Here is a 15,729-nt window from a genome sequence, read left to right as displayed (position 1 = left end):
ACGTCACCGCCAACCAATGGAGCGCACGCCGCTACCTGGACATGTCCCGGCTCGACGGCATCATACAATCAACCGACTGAAGTCATTCCCCCGACGACGGATCAGGCCACATTTGCGCAAAACATCAGGCACAACCCAGATCGTAACCGCGGAAACGTATATCCTTGATATACATACATGCTTGCCGTCGAGTGGAGGTCATCATGGATACCAGTGCATTCTCGTGGACACGCGAGCCGAAGGACTACGTCATCGGCAACGATCGCATCGAGATCACCACCGCGCCGCACACGGACCTGTGGCAGCGCACCTATTACCATTTCCGCAACGACAACGCCCCGGTCCTGCAGATGGAGACCGCTGAGCGGTATTTCAGCTTTGTGGTGAAAACCGATTTCTCCGGAAGCCATCACCGTTTCGACCAGTGCGGCGTGGTGATGTATCTCGATAGCGAGAACTGGCTGAAGGGCTCCATCGAATACGAGAATGACGAGTTCCAGCACTTGGGCAGCGTGGTGACGAACAACGGCTACTCCGACTGGGCGACCACGGCCATTCCCGCCACCATCAAGTCCATGTGGTACCGGTTCAGCCGTCGCGAGGACGACTACTGCATCGAATGTTCGCAGGACGGCGTCAACTTCTCGCAGATGCGTATCTGCCATATGGCCAAGGGCGACGACACCATCCGGTTCGGCATCTACGCCTGTTCGCCGGAGGATTCCTCCTTCACCGCGGTCTTCACGAACATGCGGATGACGGACTGCCAGTGGCGGGCGCACGACGGGCAGCAACCCGACGCCGAGTGATTATCAATACAAATCGACAACCCGACATCTCCTAAGAGCAACTTGTAACACAACAGGCAAAACCAAGCGAGTGCTTCGCAGCAAAATCAATGCATGCGGAACACTGTTCGGTAACAAAATCAAAAACGCTCAAGAATTTGGGGATGTTGCAGAACGCTCACAACACAGAATCGTAGAGGTAGTAGGTGGTGGCGGATCCGTCTTTGCCTGGAACGGTACGTTCGATGCGACGAGTCAACCCTCGGTGATCATAGAAGCCCACGTTGCAGCCCGTGTTGGTGTACAGGAAGTACCGCTGCGCACCGGCTTGGCGGAACGCCTGTTCCATGCCATCGAACAGCCGGGCACCAACGCCCGAGCCCTGCATCATACGGTCGAGGATCAGCAGAATCACCTCGGCGTCATAGGTATGACCCTGCCGTCGTGCGGTGGCGGACATCAGCTCGCCTTCCACACCGAGCGCCATCAATTCATGGGCACCCCGGCGGCCTTCGGTGGTACGCATCAGTCGGAGCATGGCCTTGCAGGCGGCCTTATGGTGGCGATTCACAGGAAAACGCCCGCCAGTCTTTCGGTTGATATGCCCGAGCGCCACGCCTACCGCACGCCCTCGATATTCCGCCACGATGGCCGTGGTGGTGCGGGCCAGGCAAAACTCCAGATCGGCGCGAGCCACCATGGTCTGTACCTGAGGTTCGCCATCGGCATACCAGGTGCGGCGCAGCAGATCGACCAGTGCATCGATGTCCGCACGCCGCATCGGCCGCAGACACACGGTATTCAGCGACATGCAGGCTCCTTTCCTCGGATTTGTTCCGCAATAACCGACCATTGACGGGGATCACAGTTCCTTGCGCAGAACAATCATATCCACCAGCCGAACGCCGCATTCGATAATCGGATGATCGTAATGATCCGTGAAGAAATGCTCGATCCTATGGGAGCGAACGAAACCGCACTTCTCATAGAACGGTATCGTCAGAGGGCTGTCGCCCGTGCCGACCTGCAGTACGGAATATCGCCCCTTATACGTTCGCGCCACAAAATCGAGCAAGGCCCTCCCGTATCCGAGCCCGTGACATTCCGGAACGACGGCGATGTTTTTGATCTCCAGAACGCCATCGCCCTCATCCGTTACCACGCATTCGGCTTTCACGCCATTATCGTCAAGCACATACATGACGCCACGCTCAAGATATCGGCCCACCATGCTCTCCTGTTCATCGGCGAGCAGCAGCAATGGAAGGAAACGCTTCCTATCACCGGTTATCTCTCTGATTTCCATAGCGGTTCACCATCTCACGGACACATTCGATCAACAATCCATCATACGGTTCGCCAATCTCAGCCAGGACACGACTCAGTGGGCGGATTATGCGTTCAGTGGGCGGGTCATCATGGACGGCCAAAGTCCGAAGGCTCAGCAATCAAGACATTCCGCCGGTTAGGTGACGGCGCATGTCGTCAACCACCCGCCCACTGAAGCGTGAACCCGCCCACTGAAGACCTCAGTGTCCGACAGCAGCCGGTGGGGAATGCCCGATAATACAAGGATGCATTCGGCAGGAAACAGCTGACGTGATACGAACGGAAATGTCCGTCAGCGCAAGGATGTCCTCGGCGGGGAAAGCATCCGGCACGATACGAGTAGGAATGTCCGCCAATGCGAGAATGCCCCGCAGCGCCGCCCTCACACATGCAGCGCGATACGATGGAAATACCACCATGGCGTCAATGATTCGGCGAAGGAGCATGACATGGCCAAGCTGCGCAAGATGCTGGGCGATCCCACCGGGCCGCGGGCCAAGGCGCTGATGGCGCTGATCGATACGCAGAGCGCCTCCACGTTGGGTCGTTGGGCTGCCGCATACGCCGAGGAACGGTATCTGCCGATACTAAGCCGCCGCCGCTCAGGACAGCCCGTGGACGACCGGTTCGCCACGGCCATCAAGCAGGCGATCGCCTGTGCCGACGGCAACGCCACACTGAAGGACGCCAAGCCCGCATTGAGAGCGGCGCTGGCCGCCGCCCGCGAGACAGGTGACGCCGACCCGGTGGCGCAGGCCGCCGCCCGTGCCATCAGCACGGCCTGCGGTGTGATTCAGACGCCGACGAATGCCCTTGGCTTCGCCTTCTATGGCGCGGCGGCCGCGGCGTACGACCAGGCCGGGCTATCCGCCGACTCGGCTGAGTATGAGCGTCTGGCGGATATGGAATTCGATCGGATCATCGCGTCATTGCGGCATGCGGCCGTTGAGAATGAGCCGCACCCTGTCAAGGTGCGGTGGAACTGCTGAGACGAGGTTGGCGACGCCGCTAACGCAGATAACCGCGCAGACGCACGGCAACTACAGCAACGCCGTCAATTCCAGCAACGCCGGGCCGGCAATGACGCCGCCAACCAGCGTCAGCAGCATGCCCAGGAACACCATCGGACGGGCCGGCCCCTCCGACCAGCCTTGCTGATGGCGGAGCGTCCGCACGCCATAGGCGATGCCGGCCACGCCGAATGACGCCAACCCCATCAGCAGCATCGGACCGCCCAACACCAGCAGTCCCATTTGCGAGAACAGATTGAGATCCAACATGGTCATATTCCCTTCCTGGTCGTCGATGAGTCCGAATCGTTGTTGTATGACTTCAGCATCCCGCATATCGCGCCGATTCTCATTCATGCGTCGGAATGACCTTTCATATTCCGGCTTGACGTACCGCCACGTCACTCATCCTTAAGGATTACGGGTATCCCCCATCGCCCCGGCCCGCTCCGTTAGACCAAATTCGCACGTTCCATCACGAAACAGCACGCGCAATTCACAAATGCCCCGACCAAACAACACATTATTCAAACACGACACGAATGAACATCACTCGTGTTTCGTTTTCAAAAAATAACACGATTTTTTGCGGCCTGAAATTCCGCGGAAAACGCGCGTCCAAAGCTCCCGATAACGCAAACAATCGCATGTTCACTTGATTTTCCCCGTCACGAAGGTGCTATTGTTAAACACGTAAGCCATACGGCGGACACCACAGACTTCTTGTGAAGTTCACAACATAAAATGTTCGTTTCACCCGACGAAACGAACACAACACCAGTCATCGCGGCGACGCGATGACAGAAAGGCAAGAACCATGGCAGACGATAAGAAGGTCATCACCGTCAACCTCTCGATGTTCGGTCAGGACGCCGCCGCCAAGACCGCGGCCGCCAACAAGGTGGCCAAGGAGCTGGGCATCAGCGACGAGGCCCTGGCTCAGGTCGAGGACTTCAAGCAGCAGCTCACCCTGCATGACGCCTGGGATCTGCCGTTCATGGGCTACGTGAACGAGGATGGCTATGGCTACGCCTATGTGCCGGACGCCGCCATCTGCACCGTGCCCTACTGGGATGCGCATCAGGCGTTCCTGGATCTGCCGTATGACGTGCAGACTGCGTTCGCGATCCGTATGCTCTTCACGCACCGTCCGGTCGACCGCTATGGTGCCGACATGTTCCTGCACTATCAGCGCGGCATCAACGTCAAGTGGGAGGGCGAAGGCGCCAACGAGTACTGATCCCAACGCCAGGGGCTGAGAGAGCAGAGAGATAGATGAGGGCCGGTTTCCGACGCAATGGCGCGTTGGAAACCGGCCCTTACTTTTGCCGCAGGCTACTCCGTCAGCGGGTGGAGCGGGACGCCCGACGGCGTCAACCGCCGCTGGCACGGTCGCCAACTCCGTCAGTGGGTGAAGCGGGACGCCCGGCCCCGCAGCCGGAAGGCCATGGCCAGGCAGACCACGGACAGGGCGCAGATGGCGGTCATGACGGCGAAGGTCCAGGCACCGCCGACCGCAGTGGCATGCGCAAACTCCGGCGACCCCTCCTTACCGGCACCGGCCTGCGCCACCGACAGGATGGTGGAGAACAACGCGGTGCCGGCCGCGCCGCCAAACTGCATGGAGGTCTGGAACACGGCGTTGCCGTCCGGGGTAAACGCCGGCGGCACCTCGCGCAGCGCGCTGGTCATGATATTCGAGAATTCGAGCGCATAGCTCAGTCCGAAGATGAAATACAGTCCCGCCAGCAACGCCGGCGTCAGGTGCATCGAACACACGAGCAGCAGCACCGTGGCGATCGTCGCCACACTGAACGCGGTCAGGATCGGTCGGGTTGGACCGAATTTGTCATACAGCATGCCGCCGATCGGAGCGCAGAAGGCTCCGATCAGTGCACCCGGCAACACCAGCGCGCCAGCCACGAACGCGTCGGTGCCCAGCGACAGCTGCGCCAGATTGGTAATCACATAGCCGAAGCCGATGCCCACCATCGGCAGGATCGCATACGGCAGCAGGTGCAGCAGCACAATGCGGTTGCGCAGGAATCCCAACCGAATCAGCGGCGAGAACGACCGCCGCGACGACCATCCGAAGAACAGCAGCGAGCCGACGCCCACCACCAGGCTCACCACGGCGATCAGCGCGGGCATCATCACCTCGCCGCCGCTGACGGCCGCGCCGACCGCCACGCCGGCCTGGTTGAGGAACATGATCAGACCGCACAGCGCCAGCACGATCGCCACGAACTGCAGCGGGTTGAGCACGGCGTCCTCGGTCGGGTGCTTCTGCTGGATGCACTTCAGGCCAACCGGCAGCGAGATCAGCAGGATGATCGGGATCACGATCACGAAGATCGCCCGCCACGGCAGCACGCTGGTCACCGCACCGCCGACGGTCGGGCCGATGGCCGGCGCCACGGTGATCACCAGCGAGCCGACGCCCATCAGCCGCCCCACCTTGGAGCGCGGCGACTGTTCCAGGATGATGTTCATCATCAGCGGCGTGGCCATGCCCGAACCGATGCCCTGGATCACGCGCGCGGCGAGGATCAGCGGGAACGCCTGCGCCACGATCATGATCAGCGAGCCCAGCACGGCCAGCACCACGGCGGCAACGAAAATCGTCTTGTTCCTGAACCGTCGTTTGATGAACGACGACAGCGGCATGGTGGCCGCCACGGCCAGCAGGTAGATGGTGGTGATCCACTGCACGGTGGCGGTGTCCACATTGAATTCCCGCATCAGCTGCGGGAACAGCACGGTCATGACGGTTTCGGTCAGGATGCCGATGAAGGCCAGCGATCCGACCGCCACAATCGCCCCGATCAGCTTCATCGGGATGCGCTCGTCAATCGCCACTCCCCCGGCAATGTTCGTTGTCTCACGGGTGTTCACTACTCTTTTACTCCTCAACTATCAGCTCCCACTCTGAACGGGCCGACAGAAGAGTGTAACCGAACACCCCACCATATTTCATATGTTGGAATATACAAATGGACGGCCGCCGTGACCGACAGGCCGTCCATCTCCGTCTACACGAATGCGCCACATCTACACAGGCGGAACATCACAGTCCAGAAACGGCTCATACTCGAGGATATGACCATAGGAGGCGCGTGCGAGCGGGCGACCCGCATCGCATGCTACTCGATAAGGCCCAGTTCCTTGAGCTTGCCGGTCAGCTGCGGGTTCGTCGGCTCCACGAACACCGTACCGTCCTCGAACAACAGCACCGGGATATGCTTCTGGCCGCTGATCTGCTCGGCCTTCTCGGCCGCGCCCTCCTCGGATTCGATGTCGTGGTGGTTGTAGTCCACGTGGTAGCGGTCCAGCACCTGCTTGGCGCGGCGGCAGTCGCCGCACCATTGTGCACCGTAGAATTCGATTGCGGATGTCATAGCTCCTCCTTGTCTCATGCGCCGCACGGCATATGCCGCACGTCTTGGTATCACGCGTCCTGGCGCCACCTGTCATGCGTCGCGTCGGTTCAACGGCAACGGCGGCTATCCGCCATCGACGGCGCTCCGTTCATCGTACCCGCCGCCGGCCCGCATGCGGCCATGCCACGCTGCCGGCGTAACCCCGCGCGACAGGGCGGGAGATTCCTCGCAAAATCAGGAACACGCCGCGTCCACGAACGCCTTGAAAATCATACGGCTGCGGGCATCGACCTTGTGCAGGAATTCGGGATGCCACTGCACACCCCAGCAGAACCGCGAGCCGGGGCGGTACAGCGCCTCGATCACGCCATCGTCGGCCTTGGCCATCACGGCCAGTTCGTCGGCGACCTCGCGCACCGCCTGGTGATGGTAGCTGTTCACCGCGATGCGACGGCCCTCTCCGGAAGCCTCCATCAGGTCGGCGAGCGGTGTGCCGGGGACCAGATCGACCTCATGCCCGAGCAGATCGTACGGCGGGTTCGGCATGTGGTGTTCCACATCGCTGGGCAGTTCGGTGGGCAGGTCGTGCCACATCGTGCCGCCGAGCACGGCGTTCAAGATCTGGACGCCGCGGCAGATGCCGAGCATCGGGGTGTCTGTGGCGATGATCTCGGGAATCAGCAGCGCCTCCATGCGGTCGAGTTCCGGACTCAGCTCCGGATTCATCGCCAGGTATTCGGGCGACGCGGTCTCGCCGTACATCTCCGGTGCCACGTCCTGCCCGCCCGTGACCAGGAAGCCGTCGCACAGGGCGACCAATTGGCGGATCACGTCCGGGTCTTCGGTCAACGGCAGCATGACGGGCGTGCCGCCCGCCTCCGTGATGCCGTCCATATACCCCGGCAGCATCCACAGGCTCTCCAACTTGTAGTCCATCAGCGGCACCACGCCGATCAGGGGTCGGTTGTTCATATTCACTCCTTGTTAGTTCCGGCCTGCGGCCCTTCGGCGTGCAGGATGGCGCGGATGCGGTCCAGCCTCGGCTTCACCTCATGCTCATAGCCACGATCATTCGGATGATAGTATTCGCGGCCCACGAGTTCGTCCGGCATGTACTGCTGCGGCGCCACGGCGCCCGGCCAGTCGTGCGCGTACCGGTAGCCCTCATGGTTGCCCCAGTCCTTCATCAGCTTGGTCGGCGCGTTCCTGAGGTGCAGCGGCACCTCGCCGATGCGCCCGGCGTCCACGTCGGCGAGCGCTTGGTCGATGGCCAGGTAGCTGGCGTTGGATTTGGGCGCGGTGGCCACGGCCACGGTGGCCTCCGCCAGGATGATACGTGCCTCGGGCATGCCGATCATGGCCACTGCCTGCGCGGCGGCCACCGTGACCTCCAGGATCTGCGGGGCGGCCATGCCGACCTCCTCGGCGGCGGCGATCATGATGCGCCGGGCGATGAACCGTGGGTCCTCCCCCGCGCGGATCATGCGGGCCAGATAGTGCAGTGCGGCGTCGACGTCCGAGCCGCGCATCGATTTGATGAATGCGGAGATGACGTCGTAGTGGTCGTCGCCGCCCTTGTCGTACCGCACGGTGGCCACGTCCATGACCTGGCTGACAACCTCGGGGGTGATGATCGGGCGGCGTGCGCCCTTCTTTCGCGCCGTGTCGCCGGTCATCGCCCCGGCGGCGGCCTCCAGGATGGTCAGGGTCTTGCGCGCGTCGCCGCCGGCCATGCGCACAATCTCGTCGATGGCCTCATCGGTGGCCTTGACCTCGCCTTTGAGCCCACGGGCGTCGTTCAGGGCCCGGTCGATGAGGGTTTTCAGGTCATCGGGTTCGAGCGATTCGAGCTTGACGACCACGGACCGGCTGAGCAACGGTTTGATGACGGAGAAACTCGGGTTCTCGGTGGTGGCGGCGATGAAGGTGACATCACGGTTCTCCACGCTGGGCAGCAGCGCATCCTGCTGGGATTTGGAGAAGCGGTGCACCTCGTCGATGAACAGCACGGTCTCCTTGCCTTCGGCGACGAGACGCCGGTGCGCGCGGTCGAGCACGGCGCGCACATCCTTGACGCCGGAGGTCACAGCCGAGAGTTCCTCGAACACGCGACCGGACTGTTTGGCCACGATGTAGGCCAGCGTGGTCTTACCCACGCCGGGCGGACCGAACAGGATGATCGAGCTGGGCGCGGTCAGCGACCCCTTCGATGCGGGGTTCGCCAGTCGGCGCAGCGGCGAGCCGGGCCCCAGCACGTGGTCCTGCCCCACCACCTCGTCGAGCGTGGCGGGGCGCATGCGCACGGCAAGCGGACGGGTCACATCCTCGGGCGCGTCGGTCGCGGCGAACAGGTCGGCGTCATCGGTCATAGCCATCAGTGTACTCGCATCATTCGAACTGTTGTTCGAATACGTGTCGGCGGCGCGTCAGTCGCCCACGCGGTAGTCATGGAAGACCACCTCACCGCTGTCCTGCGTGGCGTTCAGGTCCACGATACCTTCGATGGCCCAGTCGTGGTCGCCGTCGGAGTCGTCGATGATCTGCCGCACCTTCCAGGTGTGCTCGTCGCGCTCATGCGAGTCGTCCAGCATGAACAGCTCGGCGGAACGCGCCTGCGCGTCGGTGTTCACGTATTCGTGCGCGTCGTAGTAGTCGTCGAGCGCGTCCTCCCACTCGTGCACGCCGTAGCCCCAGTCCTTGTCGAGCGCGCCGAGCTCCTCGGGTCGGTCCAGGTCCATGAGCTGCACGCGGCGGAACATCGCGTTGCGCACCAGTACGGTCAGTCCGCGGCGGTCCTCCACCACGGCGTCCCTGGCACCCGGGGCGGCCGCATTGAGCGCGGCGGTCTCCGCATCGGCCGCGGCGCCTGCGTTCTCCCACTCGTCCACCAGGCTGGAGTCGATCGAACGGACGACCACGCGCAGCCAGGCGATGATGTCGCGCAGCTGCTCGTCGCGTTTCTCGAACGGCACGGTGCGGGACAACGCGCGGTACGCGTCCGACAGGTACCGCAGCAACGTGCCCTCGGAACGGGCGATGTTGTAACGCGCGATGTATCCGGTGAAGTCGGAGGCGGTCTCCACCATGTCGCGCACCACCGACTTGGGGCTCAGCCAGTAGTCGTTGGCCCACGGCACGTCGTGCCGGTACTGGCGAAATGCGGCGTCGAGCAGGTCTTCAAGCGGTTTCGGGTAGGTGACCTCGGCCAGACGCTCCATGCGTTCGTCGTAGTCCAGCCCCTCGTCCTTCATCGCGGCCATGGCCGCGTCACGCGCCTGACGCTCCTGGGCGCGCAGCACCTGCTTGGGGTCCTCCAGCGTGGCCTCCACCATGGAGATCACGTCGAGCGCGTAGCTTTCGGATTCGGGGTCGAGCAGTTCGAGCGCGGCGAGCAGGAACGGGCTCAGCGGCTGGTCGAGCGCGAAATCCTCGGGCACGTCCACGGTGGTGAAGTAGTCCTTGCCGCCGTCATCGCGGTCCTCGGTCTCGATGACGCCGGAGTCGAACAGCGTGGCGAAGATCTCGTCGGCCCGCTCGTGCAGCTGCTCCTTCTGCTCGGCGGTCTGCTGCGAGTCGTCGATGAGCCGGTCCACGCGGCGGCGTGCGTCGCCGCCCTGCGCCACCTCGTTGAGCACCATCGAGTGGGTGATCCGCAGATGCGGCACCAACGTTTCGGGTGCGGCGTCGATGAGCTTGTCGAACGTGTTCTCGTTCCACGTCACGAACCCCTCGGGCGCCTTCTTGCGCTTGATCTTCTTGAGCTTCTTCGAGTCGTTGCCGGCTTTGGCGACGGCGCGCGCATTCTCGATCTCGAATTCGGGGGCCTCGGCCACCACCAGGCCTTCGGTATCGAAGCCCATGCGGCCGGCGCGCCCGGCGATCTGGTGGAATTCGCGGGCACGCAGGCGGCGCATCCGGGAACCGTCGAATTTGGTGAGCGCCGTAAGCACCACCGAATGGATCGGCACGTTGATGCCGACGCCGAGCGTATCCGTGCCGCAGATGACCGGCAGCAGCCCCTGCTGGGCGAGTTGTTCGACCAACCGGCGGTAGCGCGGCAGCATACCGGCATGGTGGATGCCGACGCCGGTTTTCAGCAGCCGCTGCAGGATCTTGCCGAATGCGGTGGTGAAGCGCGTGCCCTTCATCGCCTCGGCGATGGCCTCGCGCTGTTCGCGGTTGGAGACGCCGGTGGAGGCGAGCGCCTGCGCGGTGGTCAGCGCCGCGTCCTGGGAGAAGTGGACGACGTAAATCGGCGTCTCGTGCCGGTTGAACAGCAGTTCGACGGTGTGTTCTAGCGGTTTGTCGGTGTATTCGTAGGACAGCGGGACCGGCCGGGGCGCGTCGGCGATGATGTCGACGTCGGTGTCGGTCATGTCCTCGAGTTTGTCGGCGATGGCGTCGACGTTGCCGAGGGTGGCGCTCATCAGCAGAAACTGGGTGCGCGGCAGGGTCAGCAGCGGCACCTGCCAGGCCCAGCCGCGTTCCGAATCGCCGTAGTAGTGGAATTCGTCCATGGCCACGCAGCCGACGTCGGCATGACGGCCCTCGCGCAGCGCCTGGTTGGCCAGGATCTCAGCCGTGCAGCAGATGATCGGCGCGTCCGCGTTGATATGCGTATCGCCGGTGATCATGCCCACGTAGTCGCGCCCGAAGGCTTCGACCAGGTCGAAGAACTTCTCGGAGACCAACGCCTTGATCGGCGCGGTGTAGTAGGAGCGCCGGCCGGTGCACAGCGCGGCGAAGTGCATGGCGAGCGCCACCAGCGACTTGCCGGAGCCCGTCGGGGTGTTCAGGATCACATGGTCGCCGGCGAGCAGGTCCATGATGGCCTCCTCCTGATGCGGCCACGGCTGGACGCCCTTGACGTCCTCGACCCAACCGAAGAAGCGCTCGTAGATCTCGTCGGTGTCGATGTTGCGCCCGCCGCCGTACCAGTCGGGCGCCAACGCCCCCAACGACCCGTAGGCCGCGTCATGTCCCTGTTCCTCTGTCATATCTTCGAGTCTATCCGTCGGCTCCTACCGACGGAGTGGCTGACGATTCACTCGGCTTCGAGACGGCGGCGCACGGCGCTGGGATCGACCTCAAGCGGCGGCCAGGTCAGGTTCATGTTCTTCAGCGCCGTACGCAGCAGTTCGGAGACCACGGCCCGCGCATACCAGCGGTTATCGGCGGGGACCAGGTACCACGGGGCGGCGGGGGTGGACGTCTTCTCGAACACCTCCTGCCAGGCCGCCATATACTCGTCCCAGCGTTCGCGGGCGTCCAGATCGCTCTCGTCGAATTTCCAGAACTTGGTCGGGTCCTCCAGGCGACCGAGGAAGTGCCGCTTCTGCTCGTCGCGGCCCACCACCAGGAAAATCTTCAGGATTGTGCACCCGTCGGTCACCAGTTCGCGTTCGAACCGGTTGATCTCGTCATATCGGGCCCGCCACACGTCCTCCGGGTACGTGCCGTAGACATGCGGCATCACCACGTCCTCGTAGTGCGAGCGATCAAACACGGCGATCCATCCGGGCCGCGGCAGCTCGCGTCTGACACGCCACAGGAAATCGTGCGACAGCTCCTCCTCGTTGGGTTTGCCGAAACCGTGGTAGTGGATGCCCATCGGGTCGCCCTGCCGGAACACATGCCGTACGATGCCGCCCTTGCCGGAGGCGTCCATGCCCTGCAACACGATGAGCAGCCTGCGGCGCACGCCCTTGACGCCGTTGGCGTACAGCAGCTTCTGGAAACGGGCGATCTCGCTGGAGCTGATATCGATGAAGCGTTCGCCGTCCTCACGCCCGCCCTCGAAGCCCGGCGTACCGGCGGTATCGACCTCGTCCACGCGCATGCCGGCATGGAACATGAGCCGTTGCGCGGGCGGCAGCGACCACACCATGCTCAACAGATCGCTGGATTTGGCGGCACGGGCCATGCGTTCGGAGAGCGTGCCGCTGTTGTCGATGCTGTTGACGCTGTCGAGCGCCGCATCCAGCGCCTTGTCGATGAACCGCTGCCCACGGTCGTCCTTGCGCGCCTTGGTGCCTTTGACGTCTTTATTGTCCTTGCCCATGAGGCCAGTCTAGCCCGGGTTCCGCTGTCGCGGATTCCACGGGCTGTAATCACGGATATGGGAACGCCTCCCGCCGTAAGGATGGTCGGATGACGATCCTTGCGGCGGGAGGCGTTGGGAACAGAAGTCGGCCCGGGCACCGAGGACGCGATCAGCTGCCCTGGGCCGGTTCGACGGGATTGCTGGAATCACCGGGCCTGCCCGGCTTTGCGTCCTTGCCGTCCTTCGGCTTGACCTTGAACAGTTCGCCCAACTCGGGGAATTCCATGGTCTGCGGGTCGATCTGGCTTTCGGGATGCGTCTCGTCGTAACCCTGCATGTACCGAGTGCGACGCCATTCGCGGATCGAGGCATTCGAACCTCGGTGGTGCACATGGTACTGGCGCGGTCCGGCACCGGCAGTGAACATCTTCTCGTCCACCTCCTTGGCCACGGCGATCTGGTTGACGTTGGACGGGTCCATGATCGCGATCGGCGCCACGGCCTCGGCCTCGGTCGGCGCGGCCGTGCGCTGACGCATCTTCTCCGGCAGCCATTCGGCCAGACGTGACAGCAGCCAGCAGAACACGAAATAAATCACCGCGGCCACCACCAGCGTCTGCAGGATGTTGAAGTACATCGAACCGAGTCGGCGCGATTCCTGCAGCAGATCGGTGTACATGATGATCGAGCCGAGCGCGGTGTCCTTCAACACCACCACCAGCTGGGTCACCGCTGCGGGCAGCATGGCGAACACGGCCTGCGGCACCTCGATCTGCATCAGCGACTGGGTCTCGGTCAGTCCCAGCGCCAGCGACGCCTCGCGCTGGCCGCTCGGCAGATTGCCGACGCCGGAGCGTACCAGCTCGGCCACCACCGACCCGTTGTACAGCACGAGCGCCAACACCACGGCCCAGTACGACGAGTTGCCGATGCCGAGGAACGCAAACCCACGCCAGAAGAAGATCATCATCAGCAGCACGGGGACCGCGCGGCAGAACTCCACGACCACGGCGGAGATGCCGCGCAGCAGCGGGTTCGGCAGCAGACGCCCGATGCCGAAGACCAGGCCGAACGCCACGGCCCCGACGACGGCCAGGATCGAGGCCTGCAGCGTCATCCACAGGCCCGGCAGATAGAAGTCGGTCCATGCCTCGGGTTCGAGCGCCGGCTTCCACAGCTCCCAGCTCAACTGGTTCTCGCCGTCCGGCGGTGCCGCCAGACGCATGAGGATAAGCACCAGCACCACGGCGAACACCGCCGCGGCGATGATGTTGGCGACGCGGATTCTCCGCAGCCCTTTGGGGCCCGGCTGATCGAACAGCACCGAGCTTTCGTTCTTCTTGGATGTGGATGCCATGGCGCTCACCTCCTCACCGCAAGCTTGTTGGACAGGTACGTGGTCAGGATGCCGATCGGGATGATCAGGATCACGTATCCGATGGCGAAGATCAGGAAGATCTCGATGATGGCGTCGGCGTGGAACTCGATCATCTCGCTCATCAACGACGAGGTTTCGGTGGAGACGGACGCCGCGGCGGCCACCGTGGAGTTCTTCAGCAGCGCGATCAGCGTGTTGCCCAGCGGCGCCACCGAGCCGCGGAACGCCTGCGGCAGGATGATCAGCCCGGCCGACTGCATGAAGTTCAGACCCAGGGCGCGCGCGGCCTCGGCCTGGCCGAGCGGCACGGTGTTGATGCCGGAGCGCAGCGCCTCGCAGACGAACGCGGCCGTGTACAGCGACAGGCCGGTCACGGCGAGCCAGAAGAAGTTCGTGGCGAACGTGTCGGAGAACGTCAGCTTCAGCTGCGCGTACGCGCCGAGCACCATGAACACCATGATGATCGTCAACGGCATGTTCTTGAACAGTTCCACGTAGCCGCCGGCCACCGCCCGCAGCGACGAGATCGGCGAGATGCGCATCATGACGAGCACGACGCCGAGCACCAGCGAGAACAGGGCCGACCACAGGGTCAGCTCGATGTTCACCAGGAACGCGCCCAGCACGTCATACTCGCCGAACAAGGCAAGGAAATTATCCATCTCACTCCCCTTCCGTTGGCGTCGGCGGATTGTAGTCGGGATTCGGACTGTAGTCGGTGCCTGCGGTGTTCACCTCGATGGCACGCCCCCAGGAGCCGTCCTCGATCATCTTCTCGATGGCGTCGTTGATCTGGGCGGCGAAGTCGGACCGACCCTTCTTGATGCCGACGCCGTAGTACTCCTGGGTGAACGGCTTGCCCACCACCTTGAGCTGTCCGCGGGCGGCGGAGGCCAGGCCGGCCAGGATGATGTCGTCGGTGGTCACCGCGTCGACGATGCCGGAGAACAGCGCGGTGGCGCATTCGGCGTAGCCGGGCTGCTCCATCAGCTGCACCTCGTCGGCGAACTTCTCCTTGACGGTCACGGCGGAGGTCGATCCGGTCACCGAGCACAGGCGCTTGCCATTGAGGTCCTCGGGGCCGTTGATCTCGGTCTCGTCGTCGCGCACGAGCAGGTCCTGGCCGGCCACGAAGTACGGGCCGGCGAAGTCCACGACCGCCTTGCGCGAGTCGGTGATCGAATAGGTGGCGATGATCATGTCGACGTCGCCGTTCTGCAGCATGGCCTCACGCTGCGCGGACGGCGCCTCCTTCCAGACGATCTCGTCACGGGTGTAGCCGAGTTCCTCGGCGATGTACGTGGCCACGTCCACATCGAAGCCGACGTAGGTGCCGGACTTCTTGAAGCCCAGGCCCGGCTGGTCGAACTTGATGCCGATGCGAATCTTGCCTTCCTCGCTCGCGCCGCATCCGGCGAGCGACACCGCGCAGGCCAGGGCGCACGCGGCGGCGAGCGCACGGGTGATGATGTGTTGCTTCATACGCGCCTCCGCCGTCAGTGGGTCAGGATCTTCGAGAGGAAGTCCTTGGCGCGGTCGGTCTTCGGATGGTCGAAGAACTCGTCCGGGGTGCCGGATTCCAGGATCCGACCGTCGGCCATGAACACGATGCGGTCGGCCGCCTTGCGGGCGAAGCCCATCTCGTGGGTGACGCAGATCATCGTCATGCCCTCGTGGGCGAGTTCGACCATGACGTCCAGCACCTCGTTGACCATCTCGGGGTCGAGCGCGGAGGTGGGTTCGTCGAACAGCATGACCTTCGGCCGCATGGCCAGGGCACGAGCGATGGCCACGCGCTGCT

The 15,729-nt window shown here is 63.4% G+C and carries 16 protein-coding genes; 3 read left to right on the top strand and 13 right to left on the bottom strand.

Translation table 11 applies throughout. From position 1 onward, the window contains the following. Positions 1-203 precede the first annotated feature (203 nt). On the top strand, positions 204-809 hold the full coding sequence (locus B4C31_RS01480) for a DUF1349 domain-containing protein (RefSeq protein ID WP_291531044.1): 606 nt from the start codon (positions 204-206) through the stop codon (positions 807-809). A gap of 157 nt (positions 810-966) precedes the next feature. Here B4C31_RS01480 and B4C31_RS01475 read toward each other — a convergent pair whose 3' ends face one another. Continuing rightward, positions 967-1,569 carry a GNAT family N-acetyltransferase gene (locus tag B4C31_RS01475; RefSeq protein WP_291531043.1) on the bottom strand — a complete coding sequence of 201 codons (603 nt, stop codon included), beginning with the start codon at positions 1,567-1,569 and terminating at the stop codon, positions 967-969. 81 nt (positions 1,570-1,650) lie between these two features. Continuing rightward, positions 1,651-2,094, bottom strand: coding sequence for a GNAT family N-acetyltransferase (locus B4C31_RS01470; protein ID WP_043169235.1), 444 nt, complete (start codon positions 2,092-2,094; stop codon positions 1,651-1,653). A 472-nt stretch (positions 2,095-2,566) separates the two neighbouring features. On the opposite strand from B4C31_RS01470, the gene B4C31_RS01465 reads away from it, so the two are divergent. Continuing rightward, positions 2,567-3,106: a putative immunity protein gene (locus B4C31_RS01465; RefSeq protein WP_043169237.1), complete on the top strand. Its 540-nt coding sequence runs from the start codon at positions 2,567-2,569 to the stop codon at positions 3,104-3,106. Positions 3,107-3,157: 51 nt separating this feature from the next. Here B4C31_RS01465 and B4C31_RS01460 read toward each other — a convergent pair whose 3' ends face one another. Then, a complete protein-coding gene (locus tag B4C31_RS01460; protein ID WP_033509380.1) occupies positions 3,158-3,403 on the bottom strand; it encodes a hypothetical protein in 246 nt (81 codons plus the stop codon). A 541-nt stretch (positions 3,404-3,944) separates the two neighbouring features. Here B4C31_RS01460 and B4C31_RS01455 point away from each other — a divergent pair. Next, on the top strand, positions 3,945-4,367 hold the full coding sequence (locus tag B4C31_RS01455) for a hypothetical protein (protein ID WP_033509381.1): 423 nt from the start codon (positions 3,945-3,947) through the stop codon (positions 4,365-4,367). A 164-nt stretch (positions 4,368-4,531) separates the two neighbouring features. Here the strand turns inward: B4C31_RS01455 and B4C31_RS01450 are convergent, their stop codons facing one another. The 10 genes from B4C31_RS01450 to B4C31_RS01405 form a co-directional block, all read right to left on the bottom strand. Continuing rightward, positions 4,532-5,962: an MFS transporter gene (locus tag B4C31_RS01450; protein WP_291531046.1), complete on the bottom strand. Its 1,431-nt coding sequence runs from the start codon at positions 5,960-5,962 to the stop codon at positions 4,532-4,534. A gap of 308 nt (positions 5,963-6,270) precedes the next feature. Then, on the bottom strand, positions 6,271-6,525 hold the full coding sequence (locus tag B4C31_RS01445; protein WP_204387271.1) for a glutaredoxin domain-containing protein: 255 nt from the start codon (positions 6,523-6,525) through the stop codon (positions 6,271-6,273). Between the two features lie 216 nt (positions 6,526-6,741). After that, complete coding sequence (locus B4C31_RS01440) at positions 6,742-7,479, bottom strand: gamma-glutamyl-gamma-aminobutyrate hydrolase family protein (protein WP_291531042.1); 738 nt, start codon at positions 7,477-7,479, stop codon at positions 6,742-6,744. A gap of 2 nt (positions 7,480-7,481) precedes the next feature. Beyond that, positions 7,482-8,876 carry a replication-associated recombination protein A gene (locus B4C31_RS01435; RefSeq protein WP_291531041.1) on the bottom strand — a complete coding sequence of 465 codons (1,395 nt, stop codon included), beginning with the start codon at positions 8,874-8,876 and terminating at the stop codon, positions 7,482-7,484. Between the two features lie 57 nt (positions 8,877-8,933). After that, complete coding sequence (locus B4C31_RS01430) at positions 8,934-11,504, bottom strand: DEAD/DEAH box helicase (RefSeq protein WP_291531040.1); 2,571 nt, start codon at positions 11,502-11,504, stop codon at positions 8,934-8,936. Between the two features lie 47 nt (positions 11,505-11,551). Continuing rightward, positions 11,552-12,568 (bottom strand): PPK2 family polyphosphate kinase, encoded by a 1,017-nt coding sequence (locus B4C31_RS01425; protein ID WP_291531039.1) that lies wholly within the window; start codon positions 12,566-12,568, stop codon positions 11,552-11,554. A gap of 151 nt (positions 12,569-12,719) precedes the next feature. After that, complete coding sequence (locus B4C31_RS01420; RefSeq protein ID WP_291531038.1) at positions 12,720-13,907, bottom strand: amino acid ABC transporter permease; 1,188 nt, start codon at positions 13,905-13,907, stop codon at positions 12,720-12,722. Between the two features lie 5 nt (positions 13,908-13,912). Next, a complete protein-coding gene (locus B4C31_RS01415; RefSeq protein WP_033506528.1) occupies positions 13,913-14,590 on the bottom strand; it encodes an amino acid ABC transporter permease in 678 nt (225 codons plus the stop codon). A 1-nt stretch (position 14,591) separates the two neighbouring features. After that, positions 14,592-15,410 (bottom strand): glutamate ABC transporter substrate-binding protein, encoded by an 819-nt coding sequence (locus B4C31_RS01410; RefSeq protein ID WP_291531037.1) that lies wholly within the window; start codon positions 15,408-15,410, stop codon positions 14,592-14,594. A gap of 14 nt (positions 15,411-15,424) precedes the next feature. Continuing rightward, positions 15,425-15,729, bottom strand: a 305-nt coding sequence (locus tag B4C31_RS01405; protein ID WP_414631822.1) for an AAA family ATPase, incomplete at its 5' end; no start/stop codon positions are given.

The organism is Bifidobacterium sp. UBA4282 (assembly GCF_002394995.1).
Lineage (GTDB): Bacteria > Actinomycetota > Actinomycetes > Actinomycetales > Bifidobacteriaceae > Bifidobacterium > Bifidobacterium pullorum_B.
This window is presented reverse-complemented; position numbering and strand designations above follow the sequence as displayed.

Coding starts and splice junctions, on each gene's coding strand:
- B4C31_RS01480 (WP_291531044.1), top strand. CDS start 204: ATGGATACCAGTGCATTCTCGTGGACACGCGAGCCGAAGGACTACGTC.
- B4C31_RS01475 (WP_291531043.1), bottom strand. CDS start 1,569: ATGCGGCGTGCGGACATCGATGCACTGGTCGATCTGCTGCGCCGCACC.
- B4C31_RS01470 (WP_043169235.1), bottom strand. CDS start 2,094: ATGGAAATCAGAGAGATAACCGGTGATAGGAAGCGTTTCCTTCCATTG.
- B4C31_RS01465 (WP_043169237.1), top strand. CDS start 2,567: ATGGCCAAGCTGCGCAAGATGCTGGGCGATCCCACCGGGCCGCGGGCC.
- B4C31_RS01460 (WP_033509380.1), bottom strand. CDS start 3,403: ATGACCATGTTGGATCTCAATCTGTTCTCGCAAATGGGACTGCTGGTG.
- B4C31_RS01455 (WP_033509381.1), top strand. CDS start 3,945: ATGGCAGACGATAAGAAGGTCATCACCGTCAACCTCTCGATGTTCGGT.
- B4C31_RS01450 (WP_291531046.1), bottom strand. CDS start 5,962: ATGAAGCTGATCGGGGCGATTGTGGCGGTCGGATCGCTGGCCTTCATC.
- B4C31_RS01445 (WP_204387271.1), bottom strand. CDS start 6,525: ATGACATCCGCAATCGAATTCTACGGTGCACAATGGTGCGGCGACTGC.
- B4C31_RS01440 (WP_291531042.1), bottom strand. CDS start 7,479: ATGAACAACCGACCCCTGATCGGCGTGGTGCCGCTGATGGACTACAAG.
- B4C31_RS01435 (WP_291531041.1), bottom strand. CDS start 8,876: ATGACCGATGACGCCGACCTGTTCGCCGCGACCGACGCGCCCGAGGAT.
- B4C31_RS01430 (WP_291531040.1), bottom strand. CDS start 11,504: ATGACAGAGGAACAGGGACATGACGCGGCCTACGGGTCGTTGGGGGCG.
- B4C31_RS01425 (WP_291531039.1), bottom strand. CDS start 12,568: ATGGGCAAGGACAATAAAGACGTCAAAGGCACCAAGGCGCGCAAGGAC.
- B4C31_RS01420 (WP_291531038.1), bottom strand. CDS start 13,907: ATGGCATCCACATCCAAGAAGAACGAAAGCTCGGTGCTGTTCGATCAG.
- B4C31_RS01415 (WP_033506528.1), bottom strand. CDS start 14,590: ATGGATAATTTCCTTGCCTTGTTCGGCGAGTATGACGTGCTGGGCGCG.
- B4C31_RS01410 (WP_291531037.1), bottom strand. CDS start 15,410: ATGAAGCAACACATCATCACCCGTGCGCTCGCCGCCGCGTGCGCCCTG.